Annotated in this window: 20 protein-coding genes and 1 pseudogene; 5 read left to right on the plus strand and 16 right to left on the minus strand. The window is 71.0% G+C overall.

Annotated elements, in window-relative coordinates; all coding sequences use genetic code 11:
* Together ABD158_RS05465 and ABD158_RS05470 are read right to left on the minus strand one after the other, a co-directional pair.
* The coding region (locus tag ABD158_RS05465; protein WP_344004792.1) for a hypothetical protein at positions 1–267 on the minus strand (267 nt) is incomplete at its 3' end.
* Positions 268–617: 350 nt separating this feature from the next.
* The gene (locus tag ABD158_RS05470) at positions 618–1,679 is read right to left on the minus strand and encodes a hypothetical protein (RefSeq protein WP_344004794.1); all 1,062 of its coding nucleotides are present in this window, start codon (positions 1,677–1,679) and stop codon (positions 618–620) included.
* Positions 1,680–1,773: 94 nt separating this feature from the next.
* On the opposite strand from ABD158_RS05470, the gene ABD158_RS05475 reads away from it, so the two are divergent.
* Complete coding sequence (locus ABD158_RS05475) at positions 1,774–2,193, plus strand: hypothetical protein (protein ID WP_344004797.1); 420 nt, start codon at positions 1,774–1,776, stop codon at positions 2,191–2,193.
* On the opposite strand, the gene ABD158_RS05480 is transcribed toward ABD158_RS05475, so the two are convergent.
* The 3 genes from ABD158_RS05480 to ABD158_RS05490 all read right to left on the minus strand — a co-directional run bounded on the left by ABD158_RS05480 (position 2,174) and on the right by ABD158_RS05490 (position 5,051).
* The gene (locus tag ABD158_RS05480; protein WP_344004800.1) at positions 2,174–2,527 is read right to left on the minus strand and encodes a DUF5615 family PIN-like protein; all 354 of its coding nucleotides are present in this window, start codon (positions 2,525–2,527) and stop codon (positions 2,174–2,176) included. The two genes, ABD158_RS05475 and ABD158_RS05480, sit on opposite strands and share 20 nt — an antisense overlap.
* The gene (locus tag ABD158_RS05485) at positions 2,524–3,129 is read right to left on the minus strand and encodes a DUF433 domain-containing protein (RefSeq protein WP_344004803.1); all 606 of its coding nucleotides are present in this window, start codon (positions 3,127–3,129) and stop codon (positions 2,524–2,526) included. The genes ABD158_RS05480 and ABD158_RS05485 overlap by 4 nt, the downstream gene beginning before the upstream one ends.
* Positions 3,130–3,287: 158 nt before the next feature.
* Positions 3,288–5,051: a hypothetical protein gene (locus ABD158_RS05490; protein WP_344004806.1), complete on the minus strand. Its 1,764-nt coding sequence runs from the start codon at positions 5,049–5,051 to the stop codon at positions 3,288–3,290.
* Between ABD158_RS05490 and ABD158_RS05495 the strand changes: the two genes are divergently transcribed.
* Positions 5,050–5,859: a hypothetical protein gene (locus tag ABD158_RS05495; protein ID WP_344004808.1), complete on the plus strand. Its 810-nt coding sequence runs from the start codon at positions 5,050–5,052 to the stop codon at positions 5,857–5,859. The genes ABD158_RS05490 and ABD158_RS05495 overlap by 2 nt on opposite strands.
* Positions 5,860–5,896: 37 nt before the next feature.
* Here the strand turns inward: ABD158_RS05495 and ABD158_RS05500 are convergent, their stop codons facing one another.
* The 9 genes and pseudogenes from ABD158_RS05500 to ABD158_RS05535 all read right to left on the minus strand — a co-directional run bounded on the left by ABD158_RS05500 (position 5,897) and on the right by ABD158_RS05535 (position 11,484).
* The gene (locus ABD158_RS05500) at positions 5,897–6,205 is read right to left on the minus strand and encodes a hypothetical protein (RefSeq protein ID WP_344004811.1); all 309 of its coding nucleotides are present in this window, start codon (positions 6,203–6,205) and stop codon (positions 5,897–5,899) included.
* Positions 6,202–6,519 carry a hypothetical protein gene (locus ABD158_RS05505; RefSeq protein ID WP_344004813.1) on the minus strand — a complete coding sequence of 106 codons (318 nt, stop codon included), beginning with the start codon at positions 6,517–6,519 and terminating at the stop codon, positions 6,202–6,204. The genes ABD158_RS05500 and ABD158_RS05505 overlap by 4 nt, the downstream gene beginning before the upstream one ends.
* A complete protein-coding gene (locus tag ABD158_RS19260; protein ID WP_425573147.1) occupies positions 6,516–6,761 on the minus strand; it encodes a DUF6011 domain-containing protein in 246 nt (81 codons plus the stop codon). Before ABD158_RS19260 ends, ABD158_RS05505 begins: the two co-directional genes overlap by 4 nt.
* Positions 6,709–6,996: a hypothetical protein gene (locus ABD158_RS05510; RefSeq protein WP_344004815.1), complete on the minus strand. Its 288-nt coding sequence runs from the start codon at positions 6,994–6,996 to the stop codon at positions 6,709–6,711. The genes ABD158_RS19260 and ABD158_RS05510 overlap by 53 nt, the downstream gene beginning before the upstream one ends.
* Positions 6,997–7,577: 581 nt before the next feature.
* Positions 7,578–8,498: a tyrosine-type recombinase/integrase gene (locus ABD158_RS05515; RefSeq protein WP_344004818.1), complete on the minus strand. Its 921-nt coding sequence runs from the start codon at positions 8,496–8,498 to the stop codon at positions 7,578–7,580.
* A complete protein-coding gene (locus tag ABD158_RS05520) occupies positions 8,495–8,707 on the minus strand; it encodes a hypothetical protein (RefSeq protein WP_344004822.1) in 213 nt (70 codons plus the stop codon). Before ABD158_RS05520 ends, ABD158_RS05515 begins: the two co-directional genes overlap by 4 nt.
* Positions 8,708–8,824: 117 nt before the next feature.
* Positions 8,825–10,215: pseudogene (locus ABD158_RS05525) on the minus strand (RNA polymerase sigma factor).
* Positions 10,216–10,468: 253 nt separating this feature from the next.
* Entirely contained in the window at positions 10,469–11,047 is a 579-nt protein-coding gene (locus ABD158_RS05530) for an HhH-GPD-type base excision DNA repair protein (protein WP_344004828.1), read from the minus strand.
* 38 nt (positions 11,048–11,085) lie between these two features.
* Complete coding sequence (locus tag ABD158_RS05535; RefSeq protein ID WP_344004831.1) at positions 11,086–11,484, minus strand: universal stress protein; 399 nt, start codon at positions 11,482–11,484, stop codon at positions 11,086–11,088.
* 133 nt (positions 11,485–11,617) lie between these two features.
* Here ABD158_RS05535 and ABD158_RS05540 point away from each other — a divergent pair, with 133 nt between their 5' ends.
* Positions 11,618–12,148: a hypothetical protein gene (locus tag ABD158_RS05540; protein ID WP_344004833.1), complete on the plus strand. Its 531-nt coding sequence runs from the start codon at positions 11,618–11,620 to the stop codon at positions 12,146–12,148.
* A 16-nt stretch (positions 12,149–12,164) separates the two neighbouring features.
* Here the strand turns inward: ABD158_RS05540 and ABD158_RS05545 are convergent, their stop codons facing one another.
* Together ABD158_RS05545 and ABD158_RS05550 are read right to left on the minus strand one after the other, a co-directional pair.
* Positions 12,165–13,637: a glutamate-cysteine ligase family protein gene (locus ABD158_RS05545; protein WP_344004836.1), complete on the minus strand. Its 1,473-nt coding sequence runs from the start codon at positions 13,635–13,637 to the stop codon at positions 12,165–12,167.
* An 8-nt stretch (positions 13,638–13,645) separates the two neighbouring features.
* Positions 13,646–14,710 carry a DUF4192 domain-containing protein gene (locus ABD158_RS05550; protein WP_344004839.1) on the minus strand — a complete coding sequence of 355 codons (1,065 nt, stop codon included), beginning with the start codon at positions 14,708–14,710 and terminating at the stop codon, positions 13,646–13,648.
* Between the two features lie 115 nt (positions 14,711–14,825).
* Here ABD158_RS05550 and ABD158_RS05555 point away from each other — a divergent pair, with 115 nt between their 5' ends.
* Together ABD158_RS05555 and ABD158_RS05560 are read left to right on the plus strand one after the other, a co-directional pair.
* Complete coding sequence (locus ABD158_RS05555) at positions 14,826–16,214, plus strand: DNA polymerase IV (RefSeq protein ID WP_344004842.1); 1,389 nt, start codon at positions 14,826–14,828, stop codon at positions 16,212–16,214.
* Positions 16,195–18,381 carry a S9 family peptidase gene (locus ABD158_RS05560; protein ID WP_344004845.1) on the plus strand — a complete coding sequence of 729 codons (2,187 nt, stop codon included), beginning with the start codon at positions 16,195–16,197 and terminating at the stop codon, positions 18,379–18,381. Before ABD158_RS05555 ends, ABD158_RS05560 begins: the two co-directional genes overlap by 20 nt.
* The last annotated feature ends 50 nt before the right edge of the window (positions 18,382–18,431 follow it).

Genomic DNA, 18,431 nt, shown 5'->3' on the forward strand with positions numbered 1-18,431 from the left:
CGCCTCCTCGAGCCGCGACTTCGTGGTGTAGGTGATCCACTTCGCCGACCGCGTCGCGGTCGCGTACTCGATCAACCGTGACTTGGTGGCCTCCACTGACTCCCCCGCATCCGCCTGCACGGCGAACGTCGAGACGGAGTAGTCGGGATCGGACTCCCCCTCGGCCACCTGCTCAGCCCTGTCGGCCTTCGCGTCCCTAGCCAGTCGTTCCGCGTCCCAACGCCAGAGTCGCGCAACCAGAAGGTCGCCTGGCGAGAGTTCGAGCATGGTGCGGATGAGGGTAGACGAACGTGCCCCCTACGCTTTGGCGGTGGCCGCCTCGGACTCTCCACAGTTGCTTGCGCCCGCCACTTCCCCCTCATGTCCCGAAGCCGACAGTCTCCCCAGATACGTCTGGCTCGTCGACGAGTCCACCAACAGCCGTAAGCCGCCCCTGATCGCGCTGTTCCTCGAGCTGCGGCGCATCGAGAACGACGGGCCGGCGCACTCCCGCGCAGCCGAGCCCCACTGGCGGGGCCTCGTCGCGGTCGCCTACCCGGGTGGCGGGATGCGCGTCTGGTGGGAGCGAACTGAGGTGCTGGTCCCGTTCGAGGCGTGGCCAGCGCCGGGTGACCGCATCACCACTCGATAGCTGGTGCCTCCGTCGCCCAAACCCTGCGCATCCGATCGATCCCGACCAAGGGTCGGCTCTCCACATACAACAACTTTGAGTGCAGGACGGTTGGCCGATCGCCGGAGGCGAAAAAAAGTCTTACGTCGACGATGAGGCTGTCCGCAGCAAGGAGCAGCGCTCGGTGCGCTTCCAGCGTCTCCTCTGTTGCTGGCGGCGCGCTCGTGGCACCCGACGCCTGCAAACTGAACTCGCCCACGCCGGTGGCAATGACGAAGCCCCCGGACACGTGCACGCCAAATCGAGGAGGCGGTGGTGCTGGTGAGTCACCGCGACGACCTGCGCTGGACATGACGTATGGCTCAAGGTCCCACGTCTCACCGTCGACCGTCCGGACCCGCACACGGATTGATCGGATCGGCGCGCTAACAGCACCGTCACCGACGAAGTTGATGAGAATCTTCAGGCGGGCAGAGATGCTCAGAACGGTACGCGGGGGCACCTCCGAACTCAGATCCCCAGCACCCGGTTCCCCCCCGAGGGCGGAAATAGATGCGCTCACCTCAGCATCCGATATTTCGCACGGAGGTGATGTCAGCGTCGGAGCCAGGATGCGCAACAGATCCTGGCGGTCGGAACTCTTCGTTCCAGTCGCGGTACGCAAAGGCACCTCGCGACGGTCAGGCGCACTCTTTACCGTCATGACGTAGGGGAACTCGTTAGTGTCAAACGCCAGAGCAGTCACACTGTCACCCGGGGTATCAGTTACCGCGACAGTCACGTGAAATAGGAGTCGTGGCGGCGGCGAGTTGAACTCACGACATATTTCGCGATACCACGATTCGGGATCGTGTCCGCTGCCGTCAGTAATAGCACCCGCCTCGTCGCAGCCAATGATGTAGACGAGGGGCTCGCCTCGCAGCGCATTGGCCGCGCCTGCCATCTGCCGAGCCGCCTTTGGCTCCGGCCAGCGCGACTTGACCTCGACGCGGTCGTCCTCCCGCTGGCGGCCAGCACGCATGTCTTCCACCGCGCGCAGCGCAAGAATCTCTAGTTCAATGCGTCGCATTCGCGCACTCTACGAGGCTCCAACTAGCGAGGAGCGCCGCGGCCGTTCCACGATAGGAGTGCCAGTTGAACTGCATCACCTACCGCGAGGCGGCGTGGGTGAGGCCACCATCCGCACTCTGCTGCGCCGCGGCGTCCTCGAGCAGACTCCCCCGCCGGCCGACGGGTCTCGACGAGTGAAGGCCCACGCCTCGATCCACGTCGACTCGCTCCACCAAGCTCGCGCCTGGCTCGTCCAGCGCGAGACCCAGCGCGCCGAGCGGGAACGCCGACGCCAGCAGCACGGCAACCCGCCCGACTACGACCACATCTGGCTGGACACCGCCACGGTTGCCGCGATGGCCGGACTGACCGTGAAGTGGGTGCAATGGATGATCCGCGAGGAGCGGATGCCGGCGACGTTCCACGGGAGTCAGTACTGGGTTAGGCGGGAGCACGCTGAGGTGATCGTGGCGGCGCGGGCGTTCGCGGCGCGGGCCGATGGACCTCAAGCCATCAGTCCCACTGCCAGGTGAAAGTTAGGGTTGACTGCGAGAGTTGAGCGTAGAGGTCTGTGTACCTCTCCATCACCGGCACAATGTCTGCCAGGTTCTTCTCGATCAGTTCAGCCGCGTCTGGTTCCTCGCACCGGAGGAACAAGTGCTTGCCGACGCAGTTCTTCTTGCGCCAGCGGGAGAACTCCTCATCGTGCGTGACTACTACAGCGTCTTGCTCGTGGCCGTAGACAGCGACCACCTCGTCGGGCACGGCACCCAACCCCGCGTTCTGAATGGTCCAGCCATCATGCCCGGCATCGAAAAGCACTCGGACCACTGACGCGTCCACGTCCTCATCGAGGACGAACCTCACGCCGACACCGCTCGAACCGCCTCAATGTCTTCCGTTGTGAGCGACGGGTAAGCCTCAAGGATTCGGTCCGTGCCGATGCCGCGCCGCAGGTAGCGCTCGACGGCTGCGACAGGCACCCGGGTGCCTGAGACAAGTGGGCGTGACCCCCGAGCCCCGCGCAGCTTCTCTACCTGGCCATGCTGATCCGCAGTTCGCTCAACCCCACGAGCAAGCGTCGCCCGCAGCGGGCGCAGATCGAGCGTTTCGCTGATCACGATCTGCATGGGGTCGCGCACGTCCTCCCATTCACCCTCGGGCGTCTGAAAGAACACCCTTGGTCCGACCAGAGCAAACCGCACGGATGGGACGTCGAAGTCGCGCTCGCGCAGGTGTCGCACCACCTGACGAATGTGTTGCAGGCTCACCTTTTCTCGCAGAGCCGCCAGGATCAGCGCCGTCAGCGCACCGTGGAAGTCGTACAGACGGACGTTCCGACCCCGCATCTCCATTGCGGAGGTGGGCCGAAGAAGGCCCTGCGATTCCCAGTACGAGAGGCGCCGCACACTGACGCCGGCAAGCTCAGCCAGCCTCGGATGCGTGTACATCGCCCGGTTCGTGTCCACGCCGGTCAGGGTAAGGGCTTCAACCGACCATGCGGGAGAGGACGGCCCGGCAGGTTCACGCATCGGTCGTCCCGAGCCACGGGTTTGGGTGCGACGAGGGCCGCCCCGCTCGACATGGGGTTCCAGCGGGACGGCCTGTCTCCATGGTAGGCATGCGCTCAGCCGCGGCCGTGGACGGCGTTGAAGTCGTGGTCGGCGAGTCGGTTGTCGTCGACGACCTGCTGCGCAGCGGCCTCGGCGATGCCTTCGATCTCGACGGGTCCGAGGTTGGAGCGCAGGGTCCCCTTCACCCGCAGCGGGCCTTCAAAGCGAACCGTGGTCGGGCCGCTGTAACCGCCCCCTCCGCCGGAGCGCATTGCCGCCTGGATGGCATCCCGTTCGCGGGCCCACAACTCACGCTGACGCGCCATGGGGTCGAGGTCGATCGCGGCCTGAACCCCTCTGCGCTCGGCAGCCTGCATCCCGCCCTGGGCGTACCACTCGACCTTCCGACCACCGAGGATGCGCACCGTCTGTTCAGCGATGCTGCGTGCGCCAGGACGGCGCCAGTCGTTCGCGTGAGGGATGTACGACTCACCCTTCGTCTCGGGCTCACCCCAGACGCGGGTCACCCCGCCGGACGCCATCTGGGGTCGGTGGGCGTTGGCGTAGTCGCCGTTCAGGATCCGGTCGTTGGCGATGGCCTGGGCGGTCCGTGGCATGACCCCAGCGGCCTCGGAGGCGTAGAGCCCACCGGCGGCGTTCGCTCGGACGTTGCGGGTCTGCACGGTGACGGTGACGGTCTTGGACTGGATCGAGGCCATCATGGCCCGGATGCCCGACAGGGGCCCGGATGCGTTGTCGTTGATCCCAACGGCGGGTGAGGGTCGCAGGCTGCCGAAGCGGTTGAGCTCGTCGCGGGCCTGACCGGTCTTGCGCATGGCCTCACCGATGTCGGCGCCGACCCCGGGGTTGGTCTTGGTGCGGTCGAGCTGACGCAGGCGGTTGTCCATGCCCTGCAACGTCGACATGCCGGGCCGTGAGTTCGCGCCCACCACCGGGGTAGGGCGTCGTCCGCCGATCTCCCGCATCCGTGAGTCGAACCGGGACAGCATCTGGTCACCACGGCGGGTCTGCGGCTCTACCCGGGGACGGGCGCGCTGGCGGTTGAGCTGCTCGACACGGCGGGTGGTGTTGTCGAGGCCCTGTCGGGTCTGCCGCTCACCCTCGAGCGCGAGGCGGGAGACGACCTTCTTGGGCATGTCGAGGTAGCGGCGGGCGAGGCGCTTGGCGGCCTGCTCGTTGCCCGTCATCTGCGTGGCGACGCGCACGAAGGCGTCACGAGCGGAGTAGTAGCGGTCGGTGTTCTGCTTGACCGCGTTGCTCATGCCGTTCCACGACGACGCCATGCCCGACAGCAGGGTGCGGTTCTCGCGGCCGGCCTCAGTGTGCGAGCTGATCCCCCGCGCACCCTTCGCCGCCGCCTCCTCAGCATCCGCCAGCGACTGACCCCAGGCCGTCTGAGCGTCGAACGCACCCAGGGCCGCTTCCTTCTGCCTCCACAGCGCCCGGGTCATCTCACCGATGCTCTGCCCCGCACCCGAGGCAGCGTCACCGGCCTCATTGACGGAGTCGGCGTACCTGCCGTTCCCACCGGCGGCGTTGTCCAGAGCGGTCTGATACGCCCCGAAGTTCGCCATGACCTCCTCGCGCGCCCACGGGGCGATGGAGGCGCCCTCGGGGGCTCCGGTGGCGGCCTCCAGGATGCGCTGCATGGCCTTCTCGGCCTTGTCCGCGTTCCCGGACTCGACCATCTGCGCCAGCGCCTGGTCGACGGCATCGATGTTGTCGACGGCGTTGTCCATCGGCGTGTTCCCGAACAGCCCGAACGCACTGAACACCTCGCGGATGGGCTCGGCGGCCTTGTTCTGCCACCCGGCCATGTACTCGAGCGAGTTGCCGGACCTGGTCGAGCAGCTTGGGGTCCGCGCCCTTGGTCAACGCGTCGAGGTCGCGGGTCAGGTTGCCGAGGTCGATCTTCGCGCCGGTCGCCTCGGCCAGCCCGTTGCCGAGGATTGTGGCCGCAGCACCAGCGGCAGCAAGGCTGCCCGCGAGACGCCCGACCCCGCCCGCGGAGCCGGCGATGGTCGAGTTCATCGCGGCGGCGTTGCCGCGGGTCTTCGCGAAGAACCCCGCAGCACCGGCACCGGCGGCGACGGCCTTGTTGAACAGGATCATCCCGGCCGCGGCCTGGATCAGCGGCGTCCCCACCGGGGAGTCGGCGATCGCGGAGACGGCCTTGGCGACCGCCTCGAGCGCGTCCAGCGCCGGACCACCCAGGGGTGCGGCGGCGGTGGCGATGTCGACCAGCGCCCCACCGATTGCGGAGGCGGCCTCAGCCACCTCGGGACCGTTCTGCTGCAAGTAGGCGACGAACTCGCGGAACCCCTCGGTCTTCGACAGCCCGGCGGCCCACTCGTCGAAGTCGCCGGCCTGGACCCGAAGCCACGAGGAGAAGTCCTGGTTCGTGGGATCACCGCGGTGACGCCGGGCCTTCCTCGCCGCACGATGTCGAGGAACCCGAGCTCTCGTGCCAGTTTGATTCGCTCGGTTATCCGCGACGGGTCAACACCGAACTCCTGCGCGAGTCGAGTCCTTGGCACCGACACGACGCCGCGCGCGTTCATGCTGTCGGCCATCCGCAGCAGCAGCACCCGACAGCCGTTGGTCATCCCCTCTCGCTCCGAGTAGACGGCGGCGCGGAACCGCGGCCGGCGATCCGGGGCGCTCATGGGCGCACCTCGTCACGGATCAGCGCCACCTGAGCCCTGGCCTCACACGCCTTCGCGATCTCCGTCAACCGGCACCACCGAGCCCGACGCTGCTCGATGGTGGAGTCGCCGAGGAAGTCGCCGGGCCGTGCGCGGGCGTCACGGAACGTCTGAGCGCGCCGGCGCCAGTAGCTCGCCGTGGCCTCGCGCATCGCGTCCTGGACCACCCGCGCCTGGAAGTGAGCGACGTAGGCGTCGACCTCGGCCGCGTCTGGCCCCTCCGTTACACCCGCGGGTGTAACGGGCGCCTCCTGCACCGCGGTCACCACAGGCCCTCCGACTCGGACGCCGATGGGAGGTCATACGAAGTTGCACCGCCTGATGTGACTTCGGTGGGAGCCGGCATCTGCTCGCGCTTCTGTCGAGTGGCCAGCGGACCCAGGACGACAATGTCGTAGCCGCGCTCCTCGGCGAGCGCCACGACGTCGCGGGCGGTGTGCTCCTGGACCGACCAGCCGTGCGCCAGCGTGCGCCACACGGGCGGTCGGCCCACGACCTCGGCGATCAGCTCGCGCGATCCGTGGCCACGCATCAGCGACCCGACACCGTCGAACTCGACCTCGAGCGTCCGGCGCCTCACGAGGCCACCGCCTCGGTGACGAGGTGCACGCAGACCGGCCCGAGCTCACGCTCGATCGACCGGGCGGCCGTCAACGACGCTCCGCACCTAGAACACCGGACGACGCCGGTCTCAGCGGTTACAGTCGGGATGTCGCCACGCAACGACATTTGGGACGCCTCGGTTCGCCGGCCGGGGCGTTCTGTTTGTTCAGGACGCAACGCGATCACCGCCGCCCTGCTCGAGCTCAACCTCGGCGGCATCAGCCTCGGCCGTCAGCTCACGAGCCCTGCGGCGCGCCTGAGCGGACTTCAGAGCGAGACGAGCGAAGTGCGCCTTACGCAGGTGGGCGGCACGGACAAGATCGCCACCAGCGGCGTCAATGAACTTCTGGTCGAGCGCGGCACGTGCGGGAGCTGTGCGGGCCGCGCGATCAGCCGTCGCGGCCCACGACGAGTGAGCTGCGATCCGTGCAGCAAGTTGCTTCTCAGACGACATGCGGAAGTCACCCCTCCAGGGATGTCACTTCCGGGTGCCAGTCCGGTGGTACGGCCAAGATGGCTCGGGCGATTCAGTTGCGCTGTGCTACTTGACTATCGCACAGTGCTCCATCTCGTGCCTGACACGACACTCCACAGACGGCGCCCCGGGAGCTGGGATCGCGCTCATGTGGACCTCGACACCCATCTGAAACGACCGGCGCCTGCATGAGTAGCGAGGCCAAGCAAAGTTGTCGTCGTCAAGCAGAGAGACCACCGCGTAGCTCGGCTCGGAGTCTTCCCCCAAGAACAACGGGCGCCCCTGAAGCCAGACCACCCATGCGATGACGCGCCCACCGCAGTCCTGGCAGCGAACGAGCAGACTCGCTCTCTTCCGCACCTCACGGGGGGACCGCCCTTCAAGCAAAGCCTCCGCAGCCTCAAACATCGCCAAGTTGGCCGCACTGATGGCGCGACCCTCAGGATCGTTCGCCAGTACCTCGAGAGCTCGACGCGCGGTCTCCCGATAGTTCCCCATGTGGTTCGGGGGTGGGTCCCAAAGGCGAGCCAGGGGGCGAATCCGAAGTCGGCGATCCTGAGTCACAAGTCCCCCAGGTTCAGCTTGCGGGCTTCCTCGGCGGCGCGGGCCGATGCCTGTGCCTTCGTGTAGCGCATGAGCATGTCGGGCCGGGTCCAGCCGGCGACGGCCATCAGCCCGGACTCTGAGCCTCCGGCGGCGAGCCAGCGGTGGGCTGCAGTGTGGCGCAGGCGGTGGGGGTGGAAGCCTTCGACGCCGGCCGCCAGCGCGCGCTGCTCAAGCGACTTGTGAAGGGCGTCGTAGGAGAACCGCTTGCCCCGGTCCCCCAACCAGAGTGCCGGAGACTCGGCGAGACGGTGGACTCTGCGCAGACGCAGATAGCGGTCGAGGGCGAGGGTGGCGTCGGGTCCGAACGGAACCACGCGGCCCTTGCCGCCCTTGCCTCGCCTGACGATCGCCTGGCCGTTGGCAAGGTCGACGTCGGCCACCTCGAGGGCGACGACTTCGCCGGCCCGGGTCCCCGTCTCGAGCATGAATCGGATGATCGCCTCGTCGCGGCGGTGGCGCATCGCGATCTTCGGCTCCGCGCCCTTCGGGACCGCGCAGGACTTGATGAGCGCCCGGAGCTGGTCGTCGGTGAGCGGTTCGATGACGCGTTCGTCGAGCTTGGGTGACTTCACTCCGAGGAACGGGTCGGCGGGGATCTCGCCTTCCTCGGCGAGCCAGGCCGAGAACCGGCGGACGGCGAGCTGGCGGGCGCGGGCCGTCGCGGCTGCGGCGCCGGCGTCGAGCAGATGGGCGGTCCAGCCGTTCAGGCTGCTGCGCACGAGCGGCTCGGCGCCGGTCTCCTCGCACCACGCGAGGTAGAACCGCAGGCCGTCGCCGTAGTTCTTCTGGGTCTGCACTGACTTGCGCTCGGCGCGCAGCGCGAGCTGCCAGGAGACGGCGAGCTGCTCGGCGTCTGCGATCCCCAGAGACGTCACCGGCTCTGACGCTCCCGACGCCACATGTCGACGGCCACGATGGCGACGACGAGGCTCAGAAGGGTGATGGCCGCGCCGATGATCCGCAGCAGTTGGAGGTCACGCACCTCACCCTGGAGGTAGTTCCATACGCCGAGCACGAGCAGCAGCGGCGCGACCAATCGTGGCACCAGAACGCGCCAGCGTGGTGGTGGCTCGGGCTTCGTCACAAGACCCAGTCTAGATGAATATCTGGACTACAAGCGCTGTGCGCGTCTATGGTGTGGATCAGATCCACGGCGATCCCCCGCCTCACCTGCAAAAACGCAGGCAAGGCGGGAGACGCGTCAGTCCAGGTAGTCGCGCAGCACCTGGGAGCGGCTCGGGTGGCGCAGCTTGGACATCGTCTTCGACTCGATCTGACGGATCCGCTCGCGCGTGACGCCGTAGACCTTGCCGATCTCGTCGAGCGTCTTGGGCTGGCCGTCGGTCAGGCCGAAGCGCATCGACACCACGCCCGCCTCGCGCTCGGAGAGCGTGTCCAGGACCGCGTGCAGCTGCTCCTGGAGCAGCGTGAACGACACGGCGTCGGCGGGGACGATGGCCTCGGAGTCCTCGATCAGGTCACCGAACTCGGAGTCGCCGTCCTCGCCCAGCGGGGTGTGCAGCGAGATGGGCTCGCGACCGTACTTCTGGACCTCGACGACCTTCTCGGGCGTCATGTCGAGCTCCTTGGCGAGCTCCTCCGGGGTGGGCTCGCGGCCCAGGTCCTGGAGCATCTGGCGCTGCACGCGGGCCAGCTTGTTGATGACCTCCACCATGTGGACCGGGATCCGGATGGTGCGGGCCTGGTCGGCCATGGCGCGGGTGATGGCCTGACGGATCCACCAGGTCGCGTAGGTCGAGAACTTGTAGCCCTTGGTGTAGTCGAACTTCTCGACCGCGCGGATCAGGCCCAGGTTGCCCTCCTGGATCAGGTCCAGGAAGAGCATGCCGCGACCGGTGTAGCGCTTGGCCAGCGAGACGACGAGACGGAGGTTGGCCTCGAGCAGGTGGTTCTTGGCGCGGCGCCCGTCCTCGCAGATCCACTCGAGCTCCTCGAGGGTCTTCGCGCTGATCTTGCCGCCCTTGGCGAGCTTCTCCTCGCTGAAGAGGCCGGCCTCGATCCGCTTGGCGAGCTCGACCTCCATCTCCGCGTTGAGCAGCGGGACCTTGCCGATCTGCTTGAGGTAGTCCTTGACCGGGTCCGCGGTCGCGCCGGCGACCATGACCTGCTGCTCGGGCTCGTCGGTGTCGTCGGCGGCGGAGACGACGAACGCCTTCTGCTCGTCCTCCTTGATGGTCGGGTCCGCCTTGACGTCGGCCTCGAACTTGGCGTCCGGGATGTCGGGCAGGACCTTCTTGCCGTCGGGGCCGATCTCGGCGACCGGCTCGACGACAGGCGCGGCGGCCTCGTCGACGGTGACCGGGGCTGCGGCGGCCTTCTTGGCCGGGGCCTTCTTGGCGGCGACCTTCTTCGCCGGGGCCTTCTTGGCGGCGGCCTTCTTCGCCGGGGCCTTCGCGGCCTCGCCGGTCGGCGCCTTCGCGGTCGCGGTCGCACCACGGCGGGCCGCCGTGGCGGCGACGGCGCGCAGCGACGACTGGACGCCGATCTCGACGGAGATGCCCGCGCCCGAGAGGTGGGCCAGCAGGGCCTTGAGGTGGCGGGGCTCGACCTCCGCCTGCTCGCTGGCCTCACGGAGGTCCTGCGGACTGATCACGCCGGTATCCGACCCGCTCTCGATGAGCGCGACGAGGGCCGGGTGCTGGAGCACCTGGTCGGGGAGCTGGGTGCGAGCGGTCGAGGACACACATACCTCTCGTGATGGGTTCGGGGCGCGGCGACCCCGGGAGGCGTCAAGAGCCGCAGCGACGATTGTGACACGGAAGCGCTGGAATCCCCCACCTGAGGCAGGGCTGAGACCAACCTGAGACCATCCTGAACGGGTCGATCAAGTCGCCGGGTTCGTCGCGGCCCTCGCGGCCGCCTTCTGCTCCTTCTTGAAGCTGCGCACGCGCTGCAGGCTGTCCCCGTCCACGACGTCCGCGACGGAGCGGTAGCCGTCCAGCGCGTAGTCGCCCGCAGCCCGCTCCCAGCCGTCCGGACGGACGTCGAGCTGCTTCGCGAGCAGCGCCACGAAGATCTTGGCCTTCTGCTGGCCGAAGCCGGGAAGGGCGGTGAGTCGCTTCATCAGGTCCTTCGCGTCGACCGCGCCGGTCCAGATCCGCGAGGCGTCCCCGTCGTAGGTCTCCTCGACGATGCGCGCCAGCTCCTGCAGCCGGGCCGCCATCGACCCCGGGAACCGGTGCACGGCCGGCGGGGTCGCGCAGAGCGCCTTGAACTCCTCGGGGTCCGCGGCGGCCACGGCCCCCGGGTCGATGGTCCCCAGACGCTCGGCGACCTTCGCCGGGCCGGCGAAGGCGGCCTCCATGGGGAACTGCTGGTCGAGCATCATGCCCGCCAGCAACGCGAAGGCGGAGTCCTGCAGCACCTGGTCGGCGGCGTCGTCGCCGGTGATGTGGATGGCCATGGACCCACGATGCCGGGCCCGGGCCGGTCGGGCCTCGGTCAGGGCTTGACGGCGAGGACCGGGCAGTGGGCGTCGAGGAGGACGCGCTGGGCGTTGCTGCCGAGGATCAGCTTGCCGACGGGCGAGCGGCGGCGCAGCCCGATCACGAGCAGCTCGGCCTTGTTGGCCTCGGCGATGCTGATGAGGTCCTCGGCGGGCTCGAAGCCGCGGATCAGCTGCCGCACGTCGTACTCCAGGCCGGAGGCGTCGAGCACCTCGCGTGCCGCGCCGATCGAGGCGTGGGCGGCGTCGGCGGCCTCGCCGTCGAAGTCGCTCCCCCCGCGGTGCGAGTTGACGACCACCAGGCGCGCTCCACGGAGCTGCGCCTCCTCGATCGCCTTGCGCAGTGCAGCCTCACCCTCGGGCTTGGGCACGTACCCGACGACCACGGTGCTCATCGTTCCTCCTCCTCGCAGGTCGGCGGGGCTGAGGAGCACCGCCGGTCATGGGCACCGTAACGGACGAGGCCGACCTTGGGGAGGCTGTGGAGGACCGGCTGCACCCGCGCGTCGCGTCGGCGACCCTCGTGGGGTGCCACCTCCCACCACGACTCCCCCGGTCGGCCCCCCGGTCGAGCAACCGCCCGAGGTCGCCGTCGACGGCCCGGTCGACCCGGTCGTCGCGTCCGCGTGGCGGCAGGCCGTGCTGCACCTGAGGTACGCCGAGCGCCGTCGCGTGTTCACCCCCACGGTCCACCTCGGCGATCCCCGACGCGACTGGGCGTCGTTCGCGGTGCCCTCCGTCGGGCCGCGGGACTCGCCGATGGACCACGCCCTGTGCTGCGACGTCGTCACCGCTCTGCTGGACCACTGGCGCCGGACGGTGCCCGAGCCGGCCGACGCGGAGGAGGGCGCCGGCGAGGCCGGGGCGCCGCCGTTCGTCTGGCTGGCCCGGTCGGGACCGTTCGAGCGCCACGACGAGGACGCGCGCTGGCTCTCCGCCGCCCGTGCGGCGCACGAGGAGGTGGGGCTGAGGCTCCAGCTGGCGGTGGTCACCCACGGGGGCTGGTACGACCCCCGGACCGGCGTGGGGCGCCGCTGGAAGCGGCTCCGCCGACGCTGACCGGTGAGCGGGAGGCTCAGTCCCAGAGGTGGACGGGCTCGTTGGTGTGCATGCGCTCGCGGTAGTCCAGGAGGGTGCGACGCAGGGCGGTCCGTCGGTCCTCGCCGCGGGCCTCGCGGGCGTCGACGCGGGTGACGAACCAGTCCGCGCCGTTGGTCTGGGCCAGGCAGCGCTGCTCCACGACGCCGAGGAGGCGGTCCCGCTCGGCGGGGTCGACGCCCCACTCGTCGAGGCCGCGGGCGGCGAGCGGCAGGAGCCGGCGCAGCACGAGCTCGGTCGCGGACACCTGGCCGACGCCGGGCCAGTACAGGCGCGCCTCGATGCCCTGCTCGGCGGCGACGTGGAAGTTCTCCTCCGCGGCGCTGAAGGACATCTGCGACCACAGCGGCCGCTCGGCCTCGGCCAGGGAGCGCACCAGCCCGAAGTAGAACGCCGCGTTGGCGATCATGTCGACGACGGTCGGACCGGCCGCGAGCAGACGGTTCTCCACGCGGAGGTGGGGCCGACCCTCCGCGACGTCGTAGATCGGGCGGTTCCACCGGTAGACCGTGCCGTTGTGCAGCCGGAGCTCCGCGAGGTCGGGGGTGCCGCCGGACTCGAGCACGTCGAGGGGGTCCTCCTCCTCGGTGATCGGCAGCAGGGCCGGGAAGTAGCGGACGTTCTCCTCGAAGAGGTCGAAGACCGAGGTGATCCACCGCTCGCCGAACCAGACCCGCGGCCGCACGCCCTGCACCTTCAGCTCCTCGCTGCGGGTGTCGGTGGCCTGCTCGAACAGCGGGATGCGGGTCTCGCGCCAGAGCTCCTTGCCGAGCAGGTACGGCGAGTTGGCACTGATCGCGAGCTGCACCCCCGCGATCGCCTGGGAGGCGTTCCAGTAGTCGGCGAACTGGTCGGGCGAGGTCTGCACGTGCAGCTGCATGCTCGTGCACGCCGCCTCGGGCACGATCGAGTCCGCCGTGGCGCTGAGCCGCTCCCGGGGGCCGGCGATGTCGATGAGGATGTCCTCGCCGCGGGCCGCGAGGATCTGCTCCGACAGCAGCCGGTAGCGCGGGTTGGGGCTCAGCGTCGACGGCGTCATGTGACCCTCGCCGAGCGTGGGCAGCACCCCGATCATGACGAGGTGGGCGCCGACCTCGGCGGCCTTGGTCTCCGCGGCGTTGAGGTCCTCGCGCAGGCTCGTCTCGAAGGACCCCAGACCCCCGTCGCGCAGCGCCGTGGGGGCCAGGTTGACCTCGATGTTGTACTGCCCGAGCTCGGTCTGGAAGTCGGGGTCGGCGAGGTTCTCGAGCACCTCCCCGTTCTTCAGCGCGGGGTCGCCGGCGGAGTCGATGAGGTTGAGCTCGACCTCGAGGCCGGTCTGCGGGTCGTCGGTGTCGAACGCCGACTCGCGCAGCATCCGCGCGAACACGTCGAGGCAGCGCCGCACCTTCTCGCGGTGGCGGGTCCGGTCGGCCCGGGAGAACTCCTGCGCCGCGACCTCTTCACCCATGCCGCGGACTATGCCAGCAACGGCCCGTCACCGGGGCCCGCCACCGTGGAGGGTGCCGGGGTGGGAGCCGGGGTGGGAGCGGTGGACGGGGGCACCCGGTGGCCGTCCGGCGGCTCCGCGCGCACCAGCAGCTCGGAGACGAAGCCGACCAGGTCGACGTCCTGGCCGCTCTCCAGGCCCCGCTCGACCGCGCACCACGCGAGCGCCCCGTCGCCCCGCAGCCAGGCGGCGTACGCCAGCACGCCGGCCGGCGGGCCGCAGAGCTCGGTCGGGGCCCGACGCACGACGTCGCGCCACAGCTCGACCTCTCGGGTCGCCGACGCCCGGTCCATCCGCTCCCAGGCGCGGTCGCGGAGGGCCACGACCCCGAGGTCGGCGAGCAGGCGGCCCAGCCGGAGGTCGTCGAGCCGCGTGTCATCCAGGAGGTGACGCCGCAGGGTGCGCCGCAGCCAGGTCGCCTCCCGGGCCAGCGACCCGGCGGCCGCGAGCCGGTGGTCGTGCGCGAGCGCGGCCTCGCGGACGCCGGGCCGGCGCGCGAGCGTCGCCGCGTCGGGGACCAGGGTCGCGGCCAGCTCCTCGCGGGAGGAGTGCACCACCCGGCCGTCGAGGACCGCCTGCGCGGCGAACCGGTGCGAGCCCACCGCGCAGGGGTGGCCGGCGCACGGCGCCCCGGGGCGGGGCGCCTCGTCGCAGTCCAGGCACCACACCGCGCCGAGGTCGGCGCGCAGCACGTCGACGACGCGCACGCCCGCCGAGAGGAGTGCGCGCAGGAGCGGTCGCGCCACCTGCTCGAACCGCGCCGGGCGCGGGGTGTGGACCACCACCGCCGCCGTCCGCACGCGGTGGCGCCGGGCGGGCTCGAGGAACGCCTCGACGAGCAGGAGGTCGTCGGCGGCGTCGTGCGGCAGGTCCACCCGGGCGTGGAAGACCCGGGCGGCGTCGAAAGTCAGGAGGGTCACCGACTCGGAGGGCACGAAGCCCAGCACGACGGGGACCATGGCCACGAGGTCGTCGCGGCTGCGCGCCACCAGGCGGGTGGGGCGGGGATCGGGGGTCGCGGGTGTGGAGGTCATGGCCCCGGTCTCCCCGGCACCGGCGGGCCACTCACCTCGGGACCCGCGCCCTGTGCACGGCGAGGCCACCGCCGGGCCCTGTGGACCGGATCCGGCCCGCGGGTACGTTGCGCCCGTGCGTGCCCACGCCAGCGTGCTCCACCTCGACCTCGACGCGTTCTTCGCGGCCGTCGAGCAGCGCGACAAGCCCTCGCTGCGCGGGCGCCCCGTCGTGGTCGGCGGCACCGGCGGCCGCGGCGTGGTCGCCACCGCCTCCTACGAGGCCCGCGTGTACGGCGTGCGCTCGGCCATGTCGACCCGCGAGGCGCGGTCGCGGTGCCCGCACGCGGCGTACCTGCGGGGCCGCTTCGAGGAGTACCGCCGCACCTCCGCCGTCGTCATGGCGATCCTGCGCGAGGTCTCCCCCCTGGTGGAGCCCCTCTCGCTCGACGAGGCGTTCGTCGACCTCGCCGCCGCCACCGTGCCCCTGCCCGACCTCGGGCCGGCGACCGTGCGCGCCCTCGGCGAGGACCTCCGCGCGCGGGTCCGGGAGGCCACGGGCGGGGTCACCGCGTCCGTGGGGATCGCGAGCAGCAAGTTCCTCGCCAAGGTCGCCAGCGAGCTCGACAAGCCCGACGGGCTGGTCGTGGTGGATCCGGGCACGGAGCGCGACCTGCTCCGGCCGCGCCACGTGTCGGTGATCCCGGGGGTCGGCCCCGCCACCGTGGAGCGGCTGCGCCGGCTCGGGGTCCACACGGTCGCCGACCTCGAGGGCCTCGGCGCCGACGAGCTGGTCCGCGAGCTCGGCCAGGCGCACGGCGCCGGCCTGTTCCGGCTCGCCCGCGCCGACGACGACCGACCGGTGGTCGCGGAGCGGGACGCGAAGTCCGTCAGCGTCGAGGACACCTACGAGACCGACCTGGTCGACCGCCGGCTCATGGAGGGCCTGCTCACGCGCCAGGCCGGGGGCGTCGCGACACGGCTGCGCGACCACGGGCTGTCGGGTCGCACCGTGAGCATCAAGGTCCGCCTCGCCGACTTCACGACGCTCTCCCGCTCCGCGACGCTGCCCTCCCCCACCGACGACCCGGCCACGCTCGCGCGCGTCGCCCGCGGGCTGCTGGCCGACCTCGACACGTCCACCGGCGTCCGGCTGCTCGGGGTGGGCGTCTCGGGTCTCGCGGACTGGGTGCAGGAGGACCTGTTCGCCGCCGCCGGGGCGGACCTGTCGGGCGCCCCGGGAGCCGACGGCACCGCGACGGCCGCCGAGCCCCCGGTCGAGCTCCCCCCGCCCCGCGGTGCCCCGGTCGGCTGGCCGCCGGGGACCGACGTCGTGCACGACGTCCACGGGCGCGGCTGGGTGTGGGGCTCGGGCCGCTCGGTGGTGACCGTCCGCTTCGAGACCGCCGACACCCCGCCCGGTCCGGTGCGCTCCTTCGCCGTCGACGACCCCGCCCTCCACCGAGTCGAGGCGGTGTCGCCGGCGCCCGCTACCGTCGCGGAGCATGACCCCTCCCGTCGCTGAACGACGCCCCGTCGAGACGACCCACCACGGCCGGGTCCGCGTCGACGACTACGACTGGCTGCGCGAGAAGGAGGACCCGGAGGTCGTCGCCCACCTGGAGGCGGAGAACGCCCACACCGAGGCCGCGACCGCCCACCTCGCCGACCTCCGCGCGACCCTCTTCGAAGAGATCCGCACCCGCACCCTGGAGACCGACCTGTCGGTCCCGACGCGCCGCGGCGGCCACTGGTACTACGGGCGCTCCTTCGCGGGCCGCGAGTACGGCGCCAGCTGCCGCGTGCCCGTCGCCGACCCCGACGACTGGACCCCGCCCCGCCCGGCCGGCTCCGACGGCGAGGACACCGACCCCGACCAGCCCGCCCTGCCCGGCGAGGAGGTCGTGCTCGACCTCGACGCGCTCGCCGAGGGCCACGACTTCTTCTCCCTCGGCGGCTCGGCCACCAGCCCCGACGAGCGGCTGCTCGCCTACGCCGTCGACACCGTCGGCGACGAGCGCTACACCGTCCGCTTCCGGGCGCTGGTCCCCCCGGCCGGCACCGACGCCGCCACCGCGCCCGCCGAGGAGCTGACCGGCGTCCTCGGCGGTGTCACCTGGGAGCCCTCGGGCGAGGCGGTCTACTACTCGACCGTCGACGACACCTGGCGCCCCGACAAGGTGTGGCGCCACCGTCTCGGCACCGACCAGTCCGACGACGAGCTCGTCCACCACGAGACCGACGGACGCTTCTGGACCGGGATCGGGCGCACCCGCAGCGACCGCTTCCTCATGATCGCGACCGGCTCGAAGACGACCTCCGAGTGGCGGTTCTGGGACGCCGAGCGGCCCGAGCTGGGCTTCCGCGTCTTCGCCGAGCGCCGCGAGGGCCTGGAGTACTCGCTCGAGCACGCCGTCCTCGACGGCGCCGACGTGCTGCTCGTCCTCCACGACGCCACGGGCCCCGACCACGAGCTCGGGGTGGCGCCGCCGGAGCCGACCGCGCCCGAGCAGTGGCGCGCCCTGCTGCCCCACGACCCCGCCGTGCGACTGGAGGACGTGGACGCCTTCGCCGGCCACCTGGTGGTGCACCAGCGCAGCGGTGGCGACACCCAGCTGCGGGTCCTCGAGCTGGGCGACACGGGCCCCGGCCTGCCCGCCGGGGTCGCCCGCGACCACCTGGTCGACTTCGAGCGCGAGATCCGCACCGTCGGGTCGGGGTCCAACCCCGACTGGCACCAGCCCACGGTCCGCGTCGGGGTGCTGTCCCTCGCCGTGCCGACGTCGGTCTACGACTACGACGTCCGCGCCGACGAGCTGCGCCTGCTCAAGCGGATGCCCGTGCTCGGCGGCCACGACCCCGACGACTACGCCGAGCGGCGGCTGTGGGCCACCGCCCCCGACGGCGAGCGCGTGCCGATCTCGCTGGTCTGCCGGGCCGACCGGCTCGGTGCGGACGGCGAGGTCCCCTCCGAGCCGCTGCCGCTGCTGCTCTACGGCTACGGCGCCTACGAGATCTCGATGGACCCGACCTTCTCCATCTCCCGGCTCTCGCTGCTCGACCGCGGCGGCGCCTTCGCGATCGCCCACGTGCGGGGCGGCGGCGAGATGGGACGGCGCTGGTACGACGACGGCAAGCTCGAGCACAAGCAGCACAGCTTCGACGACTTCGTCGCCTGCGCGCGCCACCTCGCGGAGACCGGGTGGACCACCCCGGCGCTCACCGTCGCCGAGGGCGGCAGCGCCGGCGGCCTGCTGATGGGCGCGGTCGCCAACCAGGCCCCCGAGCAGTTCGGCGGGATCGTCGCGCAGGTCCCGTTCGTCGACCCGCTCACCTCGATGCTCGACGCGACGCTGCCGCTGACCGTCACCGAGTACGACGAGTGGGGCGACCCGGCCGCGACGCCCGAGGTCTACGACCGGATCGCGGCGTACGCGCCCTACGACAACGTCGCGGCCGTCGACTACCCGCCGATCCTGGCCGAGACGTCGCTCAACGACACCCGCGTGCTGTACGTCGAGCCCGCCAAGTGGGTCGCCCGGCTGCGGGCGGTCGCCACCGGCCGTCGTGAGTTCCTCCTGCGCACGGAGATGTCGGCCGGCCACGGCGGCGTCTCGGGCCGCTACCGGGCCTGGCACGACCGGGCGTTCTCGCTGGCGTGGATCCTCGACCGCCTGGGGCTCGCGGGCTGACCCCCGGGCCGGGCCGGGCGACCGCCGCCGAGATGGTTCGTTCCGCACAC

It is taken from the genome of Nocardioides lentus, from assembly GCF_039529515.1.
Classification (GTDB): domain Bacteria; phylum Actinomycetota; class Actinomycetes; order Propionibacteriales; family Nocardioidaceae; genus Nocardioides; species Nocardioides lentus.